General features: G+C 61.0%; 19 protein-coding genes. 11 read left to right on the top strand and 8 right to left on the bottom strand.

From position 1 onward, the window contains the following. Window positions 1-33: 33 nt before the first annotated feature. From ACW9I6_RS15100 to ACW9I6_RS15075, 6 genes are all read left to right on the top strand, one after another. Window positions 34-942 carry a LysR family transcriptional regulator gene (locus tag ACW9I6_RS15100; protein WP_003212072.1) on the top strand — a complete coding sequence of 303 codons (909 nt, stop codon included), beginning with the start codon at window positions 34-36 and terminating at the stop codon, window positions 940-942. Window positions 943-1113: 171 nt separating this feature from the next. Beyond that, on the top strand, window positions 1114-1296 hold the full coding sequence (locus ACW9I6_RS15095; protein ID WP_003189411.1) for a type II toxin-antitoxin system HicA family toxin: 183 nt from the start codon (window positions 1114-1116) through the stop codon (window positions 1294-1296). 23 nt (window positions 1297-1319) lie between these two features. Continuing rightward, window positions 1320-1730, top strand: coding sequence for a type II toxin-antitoxin system HicB family antitoxin (locus ACW9I6_RS15090; RefSeq protein ID WP_003212074.1), 411 nt, complete (start codon window positions 1320-1322; stop codon window positions 1728-1730). A 22-nt stretch (window positions 1731-1752) separates the two neighbouring features. Continuing rightward, a complete protein-coding gene (locus ACW9I6_RS15085; protein WP_003212076.1) occupies window positions 1753-2085 on the top strand; it encodes a hypothetical protein in 333 nt (110 codons plus the stop codon). Between the two features lie 89 nt (window positions 2086-2174). After that, window positions 2175-2657 (top strand): methylated-DNA--[protein]-cysteine S-methyltransferase, encoded by a 483-nt coding sequence (locus ACW9I6_RS15080; protein WP_003212078.1) that lies wholly within the window; start codon window positions 2175-2177, stop codon window positions 2655-2657. Window positions 2658-2767: 110 nt separating this feature from the next. Beyond that, on the top strand, window positions 2768-3193 hold the full coding sequence (locus ACW9I6_RS15075; RefSeq protein ID WP_003212079.1) for a low affinity iron permease family protein: 426 nt from the start codon (window positions 2768-2770) through the stop codon (window positions 3191-3193). A gap of 55 nt (window positions 3194-3248) precedes the next feature. Here the strand turns inward: ACW9I6_RS15075 and ACW9I6_RS15070 are convergent, their stop codons facing one another. After that, the gene (locus tag ACW9I6_RS15070; protein WP_003212082.1) at window positions 3249-3776 is read right to left on the bottom strand and encodes a DUF4142 domain-containing protein; all 528 of its coding nucleotides are present in this window, start codon (window positions 3774-3776) and stop codon (window positions 3249-3251) included. A 209-nt stretch (window positions 3777-3985) separates the two neighbouring features. Between ACW9I6_RS15070 and ACW9I6_RS15065 the strand changes: the two genes are divergently transcribed. Next, the gene (locus ACW9I6_RS15065) at window positions 3986-4225 is read left to right on the top strand and encodes a CopG family ribbon-helix-helix protein (protein ID WP_008437804.1); all 240 of its coding nucleotides are present in this window, start codon (window positions 3986-3988) and stop codon (window positions 4223-4225) included. Further along, a complete protein-coding gene (locus tag ACW9I6_RS15060) occupies window positions 4215-4499 on the top strand; it encodes a type II toxin-antitoxin system RelE/ParE family toxin (RefSeq protein ID WP_457339497.1) in 285 nt (94 codons plus the stop codon). Before ACW9I6_RS15065 ends, ACW9I6_RS15060 begins: the two co-directional genes overlap by 11 nt. Before the next feature lie 6 nt (window positions 4500-4505). Here the strand turns inward: ACW9I6_RS15060 and ACW9I6_RS15055 are convergent, their stop codons facing one another. Continuing rightward, window positions 4506-5414 carry a LysR family transcriptional regulator gene (locus ACW9I6_RS15055; RefSeq protein ID WP_457339501.1) on the bottom strand — a complete coding sequence of 303 codons (909 nt, stop codon included), beginning with the start codon at window positions 5412-5414 and terminating at the stop codon, window positions 4506-4508. A gap of 77 nt (window positions 5415-5491) precedes the next feature. Here ACW9I6_RS15055 and ACW9I6_RS15050 point away from each other — a divergent pair, with 77 nt between their 5' ends. After that, complete coding sequence (locus ACW9I6_RS15050; protein WP_003212086.1) at window positions 5492-5980, top strand: DMT family transporter; 489 nt, start codon at window positions 5492-5494, stop codon at window positions 5978-5980. Here ACW9I6_RS15050 and ACW9I6_RS15045 read toward each other — a convergent pair whose 3' ends face one another. The 5 genes from ACW9I6_RS15045 to ACW9I6_RS15025 all read right to left on the bottom strand — a co-directional run bounded on the left by ACW9I6_RS15045 (window position 5981) and on the right by ACW9I6_RS15025 (window position 11347). Then, window positions 5981-7312: an MFS transporter gene (locus ACW9I6_RS15045; RefSeq protein ID WP_219272232.1), complete on the bottom strand. Its 1332-nt coding sequence runs from the start codon at window positions 7310-7312 to the stop codon at window positions 5981-5983. It abuts the gene before it with no gap. Between the two features lie 59 nt (window positions 7313-7371). Beyond that, complete coding sequence (locus ACW9I6_RS15040; protein WP_457339496.1) at window positions 7372-8310, bottom strand: hydroxymethylglutaryl-CoA lyase; 939 nt, start codon at window positions 8308-8310, stop codon at window positions 7372-7374. Continuing rightward, the gene (locus ACW9I6_RS15035) at window positions 8307-9500 is read right to left on the bottom strand and encodes a CaiB/BaiF CoA transferase family protein (protein WP_087692626.1); all 1194 of its coding nucleotides are present in this window, start codon (window positions 9498-9500) and stop codon (window positions 8307-8309) included. The genes ACW9I6_RS15040 and ACW9I6_RS15035 overlap by 4 nt, the downstream gene beginning before the upstream one ends. A gap of 260 nt (window positions 9501-9760) precedes the next feature. Beyond that, a complete protein-coding gene (locus tag ACW9I6_RS15030) occupies window positions 9761-10672 on the bottom strand; it encodes a LysR family transcriptional regulator (RefSeq protein ID WP_003212094.1) in 912 nt (303 codons plus the stop codon). Further along, the gene (locus ACW9I6_RS15025) at window positions 10673-11347 is read right to left on the bottom strand and encodes an NAD(P)H-binding protein (RefSeq protein WP_102604145.1); all 675 of its coding nucleotides are present in this window, start codon (window positions 11345-11347) and stop codon (window positions 10673-10675) included. A 115-nt stretch (window positions 11348-11462) separates the two neighbouring features. Here ACW9I6_RS15025 and ACW9I6_RS15020 point away from each other — a divergent pair, with 115 nt between their 5' ends. Continuing rightward, entirely contained in the window at window positions 11463-12650 is a 1188-nt protein-coding gene (locus ACW9I6_RS15020; protein WP_457339495.1) for an MFS transporter, read from the top strand. Here ACW9I6_RS15020 and yiaY read toward each other — a convergent pair. Next, entirely contained in the window at window positions 12617-13765 is a 1149-nt protein-coding gene (gene yiaY / locus ACW9I6_RS15015; protein WP_008437790.1) for an L-threonine dehydrogenase, read from the bottom strand. The two genes, ACW9I6_RS15020 and yiaY, sit on opposite strands and share 34 nt — an antisense overlap. A 127-nt stretch (window positions 13766-13892) precedes the next feature. Here yiaY and ACW9I6_RS15010 point away from each other — a divergent pair, with 127 nt between their 5' ends. Further along, window positions 13893-14909 (top strand): DUF4917 family protein, encoded by a 1017-nt coding sequence (locus ACW9I6_RS15010; protein ID WP_177066731.1) that lies wholly within the window; start codon window positions 13893-13895, stop codon window positions 14907-14909. The last annotated feature ends 117 nt before the right edge of the window (window positions 14910-15026 follow it).

Raw genomic sequence — 15026 nt, 5'->3', positions numbered from 1 at the left:
CGATTTCGAACCGATCAATACCCTGGGGCCAGGATGCTCGACCTACGCAAGCTGCGTTACTTTCTGACCGTCGCCGAAGAATTGCACTTCGGCCGAGCGGCCATTCGCCTGCACCTGGCCCAGCCGCCGTTGACCCGGCAGATTTCCGCGCTGGAGACTGAGCTGGGATTTCGCCTGTTCGACCGCACCAGTCGCACGGTTTCGCTCACTCCCCAGGGGCGCGCGTTCCTGCCCTACGCACGGGCGGTGCTGGAGCAGGTCGACCTCGCTGAAGTCATCGCGGGCAAACTGGCGGCGGGTGCCGCCGGGCAACTGGCGCTGGGTTACGTCAGTTCGATAGCCCTGTCGGACTTGTTCAGCCAGGCGATTCAAGCCTTCGCCCAACGCTTTCCCGATGTGCAACTGACGCTGGTGGAATGCGCCTCCGGCAGCCTGGGCGCACAGGTGGCTGATGGCCGCCTGGATATCGGCTTGAGCCGGTTACTGCCCCAGGACGGTCAGACTGAGGTGCAAGCGTTGTCGTTGGGTGAGGAGCGGCTGGTGGCGGCGGTGTCCAGCGACAGCCCGTTGGCCAACCAGGCCGAGGTCAGCCTGGCGCAGTTGAGTGGGTACCCGTTGATTCTGTTCCCAGCCGATTATGGCTCGGGGCTTAACCAGTCCATTGAGCAGCTTTATCGGCACAAAGGTTTGCCACTAAAGGCCGGGCCGTCGGGACGGCAAATTACCTCGATCATTGCACTGGTGGCGGCGGGACAAGGTGTGGCGCTGGTGCCGGAATGTACGCAGAGTTTGATGAACAAGGGCGTGACGTATCGGCCGTTGGTGGACGCGGAAGCGTATGCACGGCTGCTCGTTCTTACGCGTAGCGGCGCAAGCAGCTTGATGGTCACGGCATTTCTCACGGTAATTGATGAGTTGCTGCAGGCTCGTCAGAAAGCCTGATTGTTCTCTCGAAAAACCTCGCAATACCTCCGCCGGGCACCGTCCCCATGCGCTCATACACTACATACGCGCCCTACAGAAACACCGGTCATCGACCGCTGGTAGGTAGAGTGTTGATAATTTATTTTCAGTGGTTATAGTCTCCACCAACACACACCACAAGGAGGTGCTGTGGACAGCCGATATTTGATAGGACACATCGTTGCGGATGGCTGGTATCTGGTGCGAATCAGAGGCAGCCATCATCATTTCAAGCACCCGACAAAGCCGGGGCTGGTGACGATTCCCCATCCTAAAAAGGACCTGCTGGACAAGACCGCAAAGAGCATTTTGAAACAAGCTCTGCTCAGCTAACACGTTCGTGGAGGACAACAAACATGCTGTACCCAATCGCAATTTCAACCGGTGACGAGGACCATGCCTGGGGTGTGGAAGTCCCGGACATTCCCGGTTGCTTCTCAGCTGGAGATGATCTGGACGACGCCATGGCCATGGCCCGCGAAGCGATCGAAGGCCACTTCGAGATCCTCGCAGAAGACGGTGCGCCCATTCCTACAGCACAGAAAGTCACCCTCCATGCCGCCAACCCGCAATATGCCGGCTGCACGTGGGCGGTGGTGGATATTGATGTGACCAAGTACCTGGGCAAGGCACAGAAACTCAATATCACGTTGCCCGGCTATCTGCTGAACCGCATTGACGAATACGTCCTGCATCATCCGGAAGAAAAAAGCCGTTCGGGCTTTCTTGCGTCTGCTGCCCTCAAGGTATTGCAACAAGACCGGTAACAGCACTTCAAGGAACCGCGCAATGCTCCCTCCCTCACACCGCACGCCCAGCCCCGTACTGCGCAAGGTACTGGGCTGGGTGCTGATCGCTCCTCTGCTGCTCTCGTTCCTCAGGCTGCCCTTTGCGCTGGGACTCGTGTTGGTGCTGGCGTCCATCACGGCCTCCGTTTATGGCGCCCGGTTTGCCCAACTGCATGCCAGTCGGCGTGTAACCGTATTTGCCGTGATCATCACGCTGCTCAACATCGCTTCATTTTTTGTCATTGGCACGGCATCGGTACTCAAGGCGCTGTACTGGTTCTCGTGGTTTTATTGGTATCCGTATTACGCCGATTGGGTTTACTGGAACTTCTAAGTCGTTCGCGAATTCGACCGCAAGAAACGTAGTTCCACCCTGGGCCGGCCCATCTACAGTAGAGCCATACCCACTCAAGGAGCCCGACCATGTCCTACGAATACAAATACATGCCCTCCCCCGTCGGCCAACTGACCCTCGTGGCCCGTGACGGAAAACTCACCGCCATCCTCTGGGAAAAAGAGCGGCCCAATCGCGTTCGCCTGGGTGCCCTGCAAGAAGCCAGCAACAGCCCGGTACTGCTGGAGACCGAGCGACAGTTGAAGGAGTACTTCGCCGGTGCCCGCAATCGTTTCGAGCTGGAACTGGACTTCGCCGGCACCGACTTCCAGAAGAAAGTCTGGCAGGCGCTGTTGACCATCCCGTTCGGAGAGACCCGCAGCTACAGCCAGATCGCTGCGCAGATAGGCAACCCCAAGGCCGTGCGTGCCGTCGGCGCCGCCAACGGGCGCAATCCGATTTCGATTGTTGCGCCGTGCCATCGGGTGATTGGTGCGTCGGGTGGCTTGACCGGGTTCGCCGGCGGGCTTGAGGCCAAGCAGTATCTGCTGGCGCTGGAGGATCACGGCTGACCCCCAGCAGGAAAACGTACAACTTTGTTCAGATCCTCAATTGTAAAAAGAAATTTCAGAGCGCGCCTGCGGTCAGTATTTTCATCACCCACCCTTATAGGAAAACGGTCATGAAATTCTCCGCCATCTCACAATCCCTGTCCCGTTGGGCAGGCAGCGCCCGCACGTTCTACGCGGCGGTGGGATTGATCCTCCTGTGGAGTCTGAGCGGGCCTTATTTCCACTACAACGACACGTGGCAGCTGATCATCAACACCTCCACCACCATCATCACCTTCCTGATGGTGTTCCTGATCCAGAACACGCAAAACCGCGACAACGACATTTTGCATATCAAGATTGACGAGTTGCTGCGCGCCACCAAGGATGCACAAAACGCCGTATTGAGCCTGGACGGCCTGGACCGCAAGGAACTGGAGAAACTGCGCAAGGAATACAAGACCATCGGCGACAGTGAAACCATCACTGTGACGACGCTGGTTACCGAAACAACGGATGACAATGGTCGGTCCAAGACGGACCTGAACCAGGCATAAAAAAACGGCGGCTGGATCACTCCAGCCACCGTTTTTCATGGGGTACTCAAGGCAATCAACCGTCGCCCTGGTGACCCTTACCGTACGTCGACGCCAGCGCGCGGGCTTTCTCCAGGCGCTCTTCCAACTTGGGCAAGGTCTCATCCACCAAAGCCTTTATTTCCGGGATATCCGACTCGGCGCCCTCCTGCTTGAACAAGGCGATCGCGTCTTCGTTGGCCTTGATCTGCTGGGCGGTGTAGGCGGCGTCAAAGGAGTCGCCGTCCTTGAGCTCGGGCATCAGCGATTCGGCCTTGTCGACGATCTTGTCCCGTGGGGCCACCGGCAAGTCGAGCTTCTTGGCGATGGCCGCCAGGTGCTGATTGGCCAGGGTGCGTTCATTGATGACTTCGATGGTGTAGTCCTTGATCTCCTGGGACGAAGTCTTGGCGTGTGCCATGCGGCTGGTCTCGATATCGGCCATGCCCTTGGCCGAAGCCTGCTCGATGAAATCGGCAGGCGACTGGGCGAAAGCATTGCTGGCGCCGAGGCCCAGCAGCATCGCGAAACTGGCGGTGCGTAACCGGATAGCCATGCGGCTCATGATGGGTTCCTCCAGGTAATAAACAGGTGCAGGGAAACGAGCCCCGCTCTGAATCTGAATTTTCAGGGCGGTAAAGGTTTAGAAAAAACTTGTTAGTGCGACGAACGGTCGTCAGGTCTTACTGAGGAGCAGTCCTGACGAACGGGACACAACGATGCAACGGTGACAATGTAGTATGTTGTATTACACATCACTACATCGAGGCACTTATGTCGGTCATGTCATTACGTCTACCTGAAGACATCTCCGAAACACTCGCCAGCCTTGCCAAGGCCACCGGGCGCAGCAAATCGTTCCTCGCCGTCGATGCGTTACGCGAATACCTGACGCGTGAAGCATGGCAAATCGAGGAAATTCAAAAGGCGTTGAAAGAAGCCGATGCGGGTGACTTTGCAACTGCCGCCGAAGTAGACGCAGTGGCAAACAAATGGCGTGCCAATGCGCGTTGAGTGGCTGAAGGCAGCACTCAAAAATCTTGATGATGAAGCGGCTTACATCGCCGAGGAAAACCCTAACGCAGCTTATGAGTTTGTTCTGGCCGTCCGGACAGGGCTTGAGCACGTTGCGGAGTTTCCGGCGATGGGTCGAGAAGGACGCGTTCCTGGTACACGTGAGTGGGTGATGCCACGCTGGCCCTATCTCGTGCCATACCGTATTCGCGAGGGACGGCTACAGGTTCTTAGAATATTTCATACTCGTCGCCAGCCACCGAACAACTGGTGACACTAATCAACTGCGCATTACACCCTGCACCTGCCCATTCAACCACTGCAACGCCGCGTCCCCACCCCGCCGCGAATGCCACGCCAGCACAAACGCAAACGATGGGATATGAAACGGCGGCGGCACGGCCAATAGCCGTTCGTGATCAATATTGAGCAGCCCGCGAGACGACACGGTAAGAATCAGGTCCGTGCCCTGGATCAACTGCGGCGCAACACCCCAATGAGGCAAGCTGATAGACACGTGCCGGCGCTCACGAATCGCCGTCAGCGCCCGTTCGATTTCCGGGGTGCCGCTGCCACGCATTTCCAGCAATACGTGGGGCCGCGCCAGATAGGTGGGCAGGTCGAGTACACCGCTTGCCGGCAGGCTGTCGCGGTCCACCAGGCACACGTAATGCTCTTCAAACAGCGGCGTGCTGCGCAGCTCGGCAGGCATGTCGGGAAACACCCCGGCCGCCAGGTCGATATCGCCATTGAGCACACCGTCAAGCATGCCTTCGCGACTGGCCTGGATAATCTGCAAATCAATCCCCGGCGCTTCCCGGCGCAAGGTGCGCACCAGCCCCGGCAAGAAAATCGCCGCACTGTAGTCCGACATGGCGACCCGGAAGGTGCGCTTGGCCGACGCCGGATCAAAACGATTGGGCTCCAGCAGCGCCTGTACCTGGGCCAGCGCTTCCGCCAGCGGCATGGCCAGTTCCAGAGCACGAGCAGTGGGCACCAGCGAACTGCCCTGGCGCACCAGCAACGCGTCTCCAAGCAAGTCCCGCAACCGCGCCAGCGCGTGGCTCACCGCCGGCTGGCTCAGGTGCAGGCGCTCGGCGGCACGGGTCACGTGTTGCTCGCTGAGCAAGGCGTCAAGGATCACCAGCAGGTTAAGGTCGATGCGTCGTAGATCATTCATCAGCTGCATGTTCTGCATAAGAACTTGGAATTTAAATTTGCGCGACGAATAGCCTAGAGTCCAGCAAAACCTCTGGGATATTGATCATGACGACGTTGCATTGGGTAGGTTTGTTGCTGTTGGCCGCGTTTGCCGGGGCAGTGGTGCCGTTTCAAAGCGCGATAAACGCCAACCTGGGACGCGGCCTGGGGCATCCGCTGTGGGCCACCCTGGCCTCGCTGCTGGTGAGCATCATCGTGCTGCTGCCGGTGATCCTGGCCCTGCGCCTGCCGCTGCCCAACCTGGGTTTTATCACCAAGGCGCCGCTGTGGATGTGGAGCGGCGGCGCGTTCGGCGTGTGCTTCATTTCGCTGGCGTTGATCCTGATGCCCAAGCTCGGCGCCTCGGGGTTTATCGCCCTGGCGATGGCCGGGCAAATCGTCGCCTCGTTGATGCTGGACCACTTCGGCTTGTTCGGGCTGGTGGAACGCCAATTGACCGCGCCCCGGTTGATCGGGGCGCTGATGTTGATTGGCGGTGTGGCCCTGATTCAATTCAGTGCCGCACCCACCCGCTCGCTGGTGACCGCCGGCTGATCAGCGCTTGTCGAGGGTGCGCAGCTTCTGAGGCAAGCCCCACAGCAACAGCGCCGCCGCCAGCAACGCACACACGCCGATGACATACAGCGCCGGCGTGGTGCTGCCGGTGAGGTCCTTGATCCGGCCGACCATCACTGGGCTGACGATGCCGCCGAACTGGCCCAACGTGTTGATCACCGCGATCCCGCCAGCAGCGCCCGCGCCGGCACCGGCCAACAACTTCGGCGGCAGCGTCCAGAACGTCGGGATCGAAGCGATGATCCCGGCGCCCAGCAAGCTCAGGGCGACGATCAGGAACGTGGTGTGATCGGCAAAGATCCCGGCACAGAAGAACCCCACCGCCCCCAGCGCCACCAGGCCGCTGACGAACTTGCGACGTTCGCCGGTGGCGTCGGACAAGCGTCCGATCACCACCATGCTGATGGCGCCGCAGACGTAGGGAATCGCCGTCAGCAAGCCGATCATCACCGGGCTCTGGGTGCCGGCGCTGCGGATCAGTTGCGGCGCCCAGAAGTTCAACCCGTAGGACGCCACCTGGATCAGGAAGTAGATAAAACCCAGCATCAGGAAGCCTGGGATACGCAATGCAGCCAGCAACGAGCCGCCGCTCTTGTGGGGTTCATGCACGGCAATGCGACTGGCCAGCAACGTCTTCTCCGCCGAGGTCAGCCAGTGGGCGTCCTCGATACGGTCCTTGAGCAGCTTGAGCACCAGGAACCCCAGGCCCACACAGGGCAAGCCACCGAGCAAGAACAACCAGTGCCAGCCGCGCATTTGCAGCACACCGTCGAGGTGTTCCAGCACCAGCCCGGAGAACGGCGCGCCCACCAGCCCGGCAAACGCCGACGCCAGGAACAGCATCGAGGTGATACGCCCACGGTAGTGCTGCGGGAACCACAACGTCAGGTAATACAGCACGCCCGGGGCAAACCCGGCCTCCATCGCACCGATGATGAAACGCAGGCCGTAGAACTGCCATTCGGCCGTGACGAACACCATAGCGGCCGTCGCCAGCCCCCACGACATCATGATGCGAGCGATCCAGCGGCGGGCGCCGACCTTGTACAGCATCATGTTGCTCGGCACTTCAAAGATTACATAGCCCACCACAAACAGCCCGGCGCCGAGACCATAGGCAGTGTCACTCAGGCTCAGGTCGGTCTGTAGCTGGAACTTGGCGAAGCTGATGTTGATGCGGTCAAAAAACGCGAACAGGTAGCAGACCATGATCAGCGGCATCAGGCGCCAGGCGACCTTGCTGACCAGGGCTTTTTCGGCATCGTGTTCAGCGGCCGGGCGCACGCCGGCCTCCAACGTATTAAGGCTCATCGATTCTCTCCAGCGGACTGCTCGCAGGCGTCCGATTGTTTTTGTTGTCTGGTTACGGCTTACAAGGTGGCGATGTAGGCCGGTGGCGGATGCAGGTCGCAATTGCGCCCGGCCTTGGCCACCTGGCCCGGCAATTCATGGCCCAGCAAGGCCGGCAATTGCCGCGACATTTTCAGCAGGTGCGGCAGGTCGATGCCGGTGTGGATCCCGACTTCATCACACAGGTTGACCAGGTCTTCGGTGCAGATATTGCCCGACGCGCCGGGCGCAAACGGGCAACCGCCGAGGCCGCCCAATGCCGCATCAAACCGTCGCGCACCGGCCTCGTAGGCGGCCAGCACATTGCACAAACCCAGGCCGCGGGTGTTGTGGAAATGCAGGGTCAGGTCGCTCGCCGGAACACGTTCGAGCACGCGCTTGACAAGGCGCTCGACCTGACGCGGATTGGCCATGCCGGTGGTGTCGGCCAGGCTGATGCCCTGGATGCCCAGCTCGCGGTAGGCGTCGACCAATTGCAGCACGCGGTCCTCATCGATCTTGCCCTCGAACGGGCAGCCGAAGGTGGTCGCGATGCTGCCGTTGAGGCGCACCGGGTGCTCGGCAGCAAAGCTCACGATATCGCCGAACGCCGCCAACGAGGCTTCGCAACGCATGCGCATATTCGCCAGGTTGTGGGTCTGGCTGGCGGACATCACCAGGTTCAACTCATCGGCCCGGGACTCGATAGCACGCTGGGCGCCCTTGAGGTTGGGGATCAACGCCACGTAGATAACCCCGGGGCGACGAGTGATGCCCTGGAACACCTGCTCACCATCGCGCAACGCGGGAATGGCCTTGGGCGACACGAACGAGCCGGCTTCGATCCGGGAAAACCCGGCCATGGACAGTTGGTCTATCAACGCGATCTTGTCGACAGTCTCGACCCAGGTCGGCTCGATTTGCAGGCCGTCACGGGGTGAGACTTCCTGCACGACCAGGGCATCGGAATAGTTTTTCATTGCACCACTCCCGAGGATTTCAGGCGCTGAATATCGGCGCCGCTCAGGCCCAGGTCGCCGAGGATTGAATCAGTGTGCTGGCCCAGGCTCGGGCCCTGCCAATTCACCGCGCCGGGGGTTTCCGACAGTTTGGGCACGATACCGGGCATCTTCACCGTGAGGCCGCCGGGCAGGTCGGCGCTGAGCAGCATGTCGCGGGCCTGGTAGTGCGGATCGGCGACGATATCGGCCACTGAATAGATGCGCCCCGCCGGTACTTCGGCGGCTTCCAGGGCACTGAGCACCTGGTCGATGGGCAGGCTGCTGGTCCAGTGGGTGATGGCGGCGTCCAGCAGGCCGCTTTTCGCGGCGCGGCCATCGTTGTGGGCAAACTCCGGCGCTTCGGCCAGGTCGGCGCGGCCGATGGCGAGCATCAGGCGTTTGTAGATCGGGTCGCTGTTGCCGGCGATCACCACATAGGCGCCGTCGGCGGTCAGGTAGGTGTTGGACGGTGCAATGCCGGGCAAGGCGCCGCCACTGCGTTCACGCACATGGCCAAGCATGTCGTATTCCGGCACCAGGCTTTCCATCAGGTTGAACACGCTTTCGGCCAGGGACACGTCGACAATCTGGCCATCGCCCTGGCCGGTCTTGACCCGCAGCAGCGACATCAGCGCGCCGATCACACCGTGCAGCGACGCCAGGGAATCACCGAGGCTCACGCCGACCCGCGCCGGTGGTGAATCCGGGTTGCCGGTGGTGTAGCGAATCCCGCCCATGGCCTCGCCGATGGCACCGAAGCCCGGGCGGTCGCGGTAAGGGCCGGTCTGGCCGTAGCCGGAGATGCGCACCAGGGTCAGCTTGGGGTTGAGGGCGTGCAGCACGTCCCAGCCCAGGCCGAGTTTTTCCAGGCCGCCGGGGCGCAGGTTTTCGATCAGCACGTCGGCGTCGCCCAGCAGTTGCTTGACCAGGTCCAGGCCTTCTGCCGACTTGAGGTCCAGGGCCAGGGACTTCTTGTTGCGCGATTGCAGGTACCACCACAGCGACGTGCCTTCGTGCAGCTTTCGCCATTTGCGAAGCGGATCGCCCTGCCCCATGGCTTCGATCTTGATCACCTCGGCGCCAAACTCGGCCATCAGCCGGGCGGCGAAGGGCGCGGCAATCAGGGTGCCGATCTCGATCACCTTGATACCGCTCAGGGGAGCCGTCATGGGGTGTACCTCTTGTTCTTGGAATGTGGTGGGGCCAAGGCTAGAGGACGCAGGCAGTAGAAATCCAACCGTCAGTTGGCAACGAGCGTTCGCCAAATGCGAACGCTTGAGTAAGGACTGGTTGTGGCGAGGGAGCTTGCTCCCGCTGGAGTGCGTAGCGCTCCCTGGATTTTGGGGCCGCTTCGCGCCCCAGCGGGAGCAAGCTCCCTCGCCACAGCAAGCTCCCTCACCACAGCAAGCTCCCTCGCCACAGCGTTTGCTTACGCCTGCTCCCGCCGCAGGTAATCGAACAACAACCGGCTCACCGGCGACAGCTGCGCCTCGTCACGCACCACCAGGATCAGGCTGCGGTCCGACCAGGCATCCGTCAGCGGCACCGCGTGCAAGCCCAACGCCCGGCCAAACAGTTCATAGGCTTTTTGCGGCAGGATGCCGATGCCCATGTTGGCCTGGACCATCCGGCACATGGCATCGAAGCCCGGCACATGGATCCGCAAGCGCAGCACCTTGCCCGCCTCCCGCGCCGCCGCATGGGTGCGCATGTTGATCGAACTGGCGGAATGCAGCCCCACGTAGTCGCTGTCCAGCGTCTCGGCGAACGTCAGGGTCTTGCGCGAGGCCAACGGGTAATCCGCCGGCATCAGCACCACCAGTTTGTCCCGGCGATAGGTCACACCGGGCAGGCCTTTGGTATCGGTGTCGCTGGAACAGATGCCCAGGTCCGCAACGCCGTCAATCACACCCTGGACCACGCCATTGCTGGGCCGCTCTTCCAGGTCAGCCTTCACCTGTGGATGCAGCGCGGAAAAGTCGCGCAAGTCTTCGGGCAGGAACTGAATGATTGCCGAGAGGTTCGCCAGCATCCGCACATAACCGCGCACGCCGTGACTGTGTTCGCCCAGCTCCAGGCCCATCTTCTCGACATTGAACAGCATCTGCCGTGCATGGTGCAGCAAGGTCTCGCCGGCAGCCGTGAGCTGCATGCCCTTGGCCTGGCGCACAAACAGGCTGACGCCCAGCACCTGCTCCAGCTCCATCAAGCGCTTGCTGGCCGCCGAGACCGCGATAGCTTCACGGGCGGCGGCGCGGGTCAGCGTACCTTCCTCATGCACTGCCACAAACAATTGCAGGGTGATCAGGTCAAGGCGGCGAACCAGGCTTTTGTGCAGCATCTAGGCGCGCTCGGTGGCCAGGCGATTGATATCGGCCTGCTCCACCACCGGCAGAGGTGCACCGTGCCGGACGGCCGAGAGCATTGCGCGGCCAACGGTTTCCGTGCTCACCACCCAGGCCGGTCGCACATGGCGCAGCAGCGACAACAACGGGCCGACCACGGTGTAGATGGACTGGTAGAGCGGAGTTTTCGAGCGCACGCCGTGCAACGGCTGGATCACCCCGGGACGGAACAGGTACACCGCCTTGAACGGCAGGCGCAGCAACGCATTCTCGGTCTTGCCCTTGATCCGTGCCCACATGGTTTTGCCGGTTTCGCTGCTGTCAGTCCCGGCGCCGGACACGTAGATAAAGGTCATCTGCGGGTTGAGCCGCGCCAGGGTGCTGGCGGCCACCAGCGTCAAGTCGTAGCTCAAATGGGTGTACTTGGCTTCATCCATGCCCACCGAGGACACGCCCAGGCAAAAGAAGCAGGCGTCAAAACCTTGCAGCAGATGCTCCAGGGGCTGGAAATCAAACATGTCGGCATGCAGCACTTGATGCAGCTTGCCGTGTTCCTGGGTCAGCGCGGTACGGCCGACGGCGACGACTTCCTGCACGTCACTGGCCAGCAGGCACTCGCGCAACACGCCTTGGCCGACCATGCCGGTGGCGCCGAATAATAGAACTCTCATAAGGTTGGTTCCTAAGCGACAAGCGGTTAGCTTCATGCTGCAAGGTAGAGACAAACCCACTGGCAACTTGTAGCTTGCGGCTTGCAGCTTACTGCTCAACAGGATCTTTTGCCCCTTGAAAAGCACCACGACCCTCACCATTGCCTGCAGCGCGGCCTTTTTGTCCCAGGTTGGCATCAGCAGTTATCTGCCCGCCGTGCCGGCGATTGCCTTGTCATTGACCGCTGCAGAGGACCAGGTGGCACTGGCCCTGGCGGTGTACTTGATCGGCATGGCGTTGCCGATGCTGCTCTGGGGCAGCCTCGGTGAGCGCCTGGGTAGAAAGCCGGTGTTGCTGGCAGCGTTGGCGTTGTATGCGCTGGCCAGTGCGGCGATTCCGTCCGCCTACAGCCTCGAATCGTTCCTCGGCCTGCGCCTGGTTCAAGGCCTCGGTGCGGGCGGTGTGTCGGTGATGGCGCGGGTGCTGGTTCGTGACAGCTTCAGCGGTGCCCTGTTGGCCAAAGGTTTGTCGTGGCTGGGCATGACGTTCGTGATCGCCCTGGGCATCGGGCAGTTTGTGGGCTCGCTGTTGCAAGTGGCGTTTGGTTGGGAGGCGATCTTTTATGGGCTGGCGGTCTCGGCTGTCGGCTTGATGATTGCGCTGCAACGGGTGGTGTTCCCAAGATTGGAAAAAGCCTCTGGACACGTCTCGGCCTGGCGCATCTACGGCACGATCCTGCGTCATCCGGCGTTCCTGCGGCCTGCGTTGGCGGGCGGTTTGGGTTACGGGGTGATCATCGCGTTCAACACCTGCGCACCGTTGATTTTGCAGGGCCATTTCGAGTGGAGCGCGGCGCAATATGGCTGGCTCGGCTGGCCAATCAGCGGGGCGTATCTGGCGGGGGCGTTGATGGTCAATCGCCTCGTCGCCCGCACCGGGCGCCTGTCGATGATGAGTTGGGGCGTGGCGTTGGTGATGTGCGGCAGCGCGACGATGTTGCTGGGCAGCCTGTTTGCCAATGGGCTGGCGATCCTGCTGTGGCTGCCGTATTGCCTGGCGGTGTTCGGCCAATCGATGAGTTATCCCATCAGCCTGTCGCTGGCCAATGATGAATCACCGGTGAGCGGCTCCTACGCCATGGCCTTGAGCGGCTTTATGCATCAGTTGATGGCTGCGGCGATCGGTGGCGTGGCCAGCCTGCTGGCGAGTCAGCAGGCCTGGCCGTTGGCGGTGTTATGCGTGGCGCTGGCGGGCGGCGCACTGCTGTGCGTCGCCATGGCCAGGACTGATCAGAACGCGCTGCGGAAGATCTCTTCAATCTGACGCTGATCCGCCCGCCGTGGGTTGGTCAGGCCGCAGGCGTCCTTCAGGGCGTTGGACGCCAGCAGCGGGATGTCCTGCAACTTGGCGCCCAACTCCCGTAGCCCGGCAGGAATTTCCACATCCTGGGACAGGCTGCGAATCGCCGCGATGGCCGCCTGGGCGCCCTCTTCCACCGACGTACCCTTGATATCTGCGCCAAGGGCCCGTGCCACATGGCTCAGGCGCTCGGCGCTGACGCTGGCGTTGAAGCTTTGCACATGGGGCAACAGCACCGCATTGCACACGCCGTGGGGCAAGTCATACAGCCCGCCCAACTGGTGCGCCATGGCGTGCACGAACCCCAGGGACGCGTTGTTGAAGGCCATGCCGGCAAGGAACTGCGCGTAGGCCATGTTCTCCCGGGCGGCCAGGTCTTTACCGTCGCGCACCGCAATCCGCAGGTTGGCGCTGATCAGCTCGATGGCCTTGATCGCGCAGGCATCGGTGATCGGGTTGGCGGCGGTGGACACGTAGGCTTCGATTGCGTGGGTGAGCGCGTCCATGCCGGTGGCGGCAGTCAGGCCCTTGGGCATGCCGACCATCAGCGCCGGGTCGTTGACCGACAGCAGCGGCGTGACGTTGCGGTCGACGATGGCCATTTTCACGTGGCGGGTTTCGTCGGTGATGATGCAGAAGCGGGTCATTTCGCTGGCCGTGCCGGCGGTGGTGTTGATGGCCACCAGCGGCAGTTGCGGTTTGGCCGACTGATCGACGCCTTCGTAGTCGCCGATGTGCCCGCCGTTGGTCGCACACAGGGCAATGCCCTTGGCACAGTCATGGGGTGAGCCACCGCCCAGTGACACCACGAAATCACAGGCACTCTGTTGCAGCAGCGCCAGGCCTTTTTCGACGTTCTCGACGTTCGGGTTGGGCTTGGCGCCGTCATAGATCACCGAGTCGATGTCTTGCATCGCAAGCTTCTCGGCGATCATGCTGGCCACACCTGCCTTGGCCATCCCGGCGTCAGTGACGATCAGCGCCTTGCGAAAACCGTAGTTGCGAATCGCGGTCATGGCTTCGTCGAGGCAGTCGAGGCCCATGATGTTGACGGCGGGAATGAAGAAGGTGCTGCTCATGGTGGCTAATCCTTTAAAGTCGTTATGCCTACAGCATCGACCTCGATTGCCTGCGGCATCTTGACCAGGATCAACGCCCGCTCGTGATAAAGTCACCGCCCAGCCGATTTCGAGTAGACCCGCCGCAATGAAGGATTCCCAGGATTTTGATGCCCACCTAGAAGACTGGAACGCCTTGCGCAGCAGTACCGCCATCAGCGGGATCCTGATCGGCAACGGCGCCAGCCGCGCAGTGTGGGAAGATTTTGCCTACGACTCACTGTTCGAAAACGCCCGCACCGTGGAAGAAAAACCCCTGAGCCAGTCCGAACTCAGCGTGTTTGACGCGATGCAGACCCGCAGCTTCGAGCAGGTGCTGGGTGCACTGAAAACCACCAGCCGGGTCAACAAGGCCCTGGCGGTCAGCTCGGCTGCGCCGCGTAATCGCTATTACGCGATCAAGGAAGCGCTGATCAATACGATCCACAGCGTGCATATTCCGTGGCGCCTGGTGAAGCCGTCGACACTGGCGACCCTCCATCAGGAGCTGGCGAGTTACCCGACGGTGTTCACCAGCAATTACGACCTGCTCAACTACTGGGCGATCCTGCATGCGCCGGGCATCGATGATCTGTTTCGCAGTGCGGATGCGAGCTTTGACCTGCGCAATACTGCCTGCGACATCACGCGCATTTTGTATCTGCATGGTGGCCTGCACCTGGTGCGTAACCTTGATGGTACGGCGCGTAAATTGCCGACCACTGACAGCACGTTGCTCAGCAGTTTTGCGATCAACAACACGATCAAGACGCTGGATGATGTGCCGTTGTTTGTCAGCGAGGGCAAGGTTGAGGAGAAGCTGAAGACCATTCGCAGTTCTGACTATTTGTCGTTCTGTTATGAGCAGTTGTTGGGCCATGAAGGTGGGCTATGCATCTTTGGGCATCACCTCGGCGCGCAGGATGTGCATCTGGTGCAGGCGATTCGACAGGCGAAGATCAGCACGTTGGCGATTTCGGTGTTTGGCCGCAGTGCAGGGTTTATCCAGCAGCAGAAGCGGCGTTTTGCGGAGTTGTTTGAGGGGATGGAGGTGGAGTTGCGGTTTTTTGATGCGCGTAGTCATGCGCTTGGGAATTCGGGGCTTTCGGTGCCCGTGGAGCGGTGATGGTAGTTGGGGTGAGGTGGGGTGGGGTGGGGTGTACATATCCGTTGCTGCGGTAACGGCCACTTATGGTTCCGCTCTTACAGCGGGTCACTTTTTTACAAACGCCTAAAAAAGTAA

The sequence above is a fragment of the Pseudomonas sp. SDO5522_S412 genome (assembly GCF_054071215.1).
This window is presented reverse-complemented; position numbering and strand designations above follow the sequence as displayed.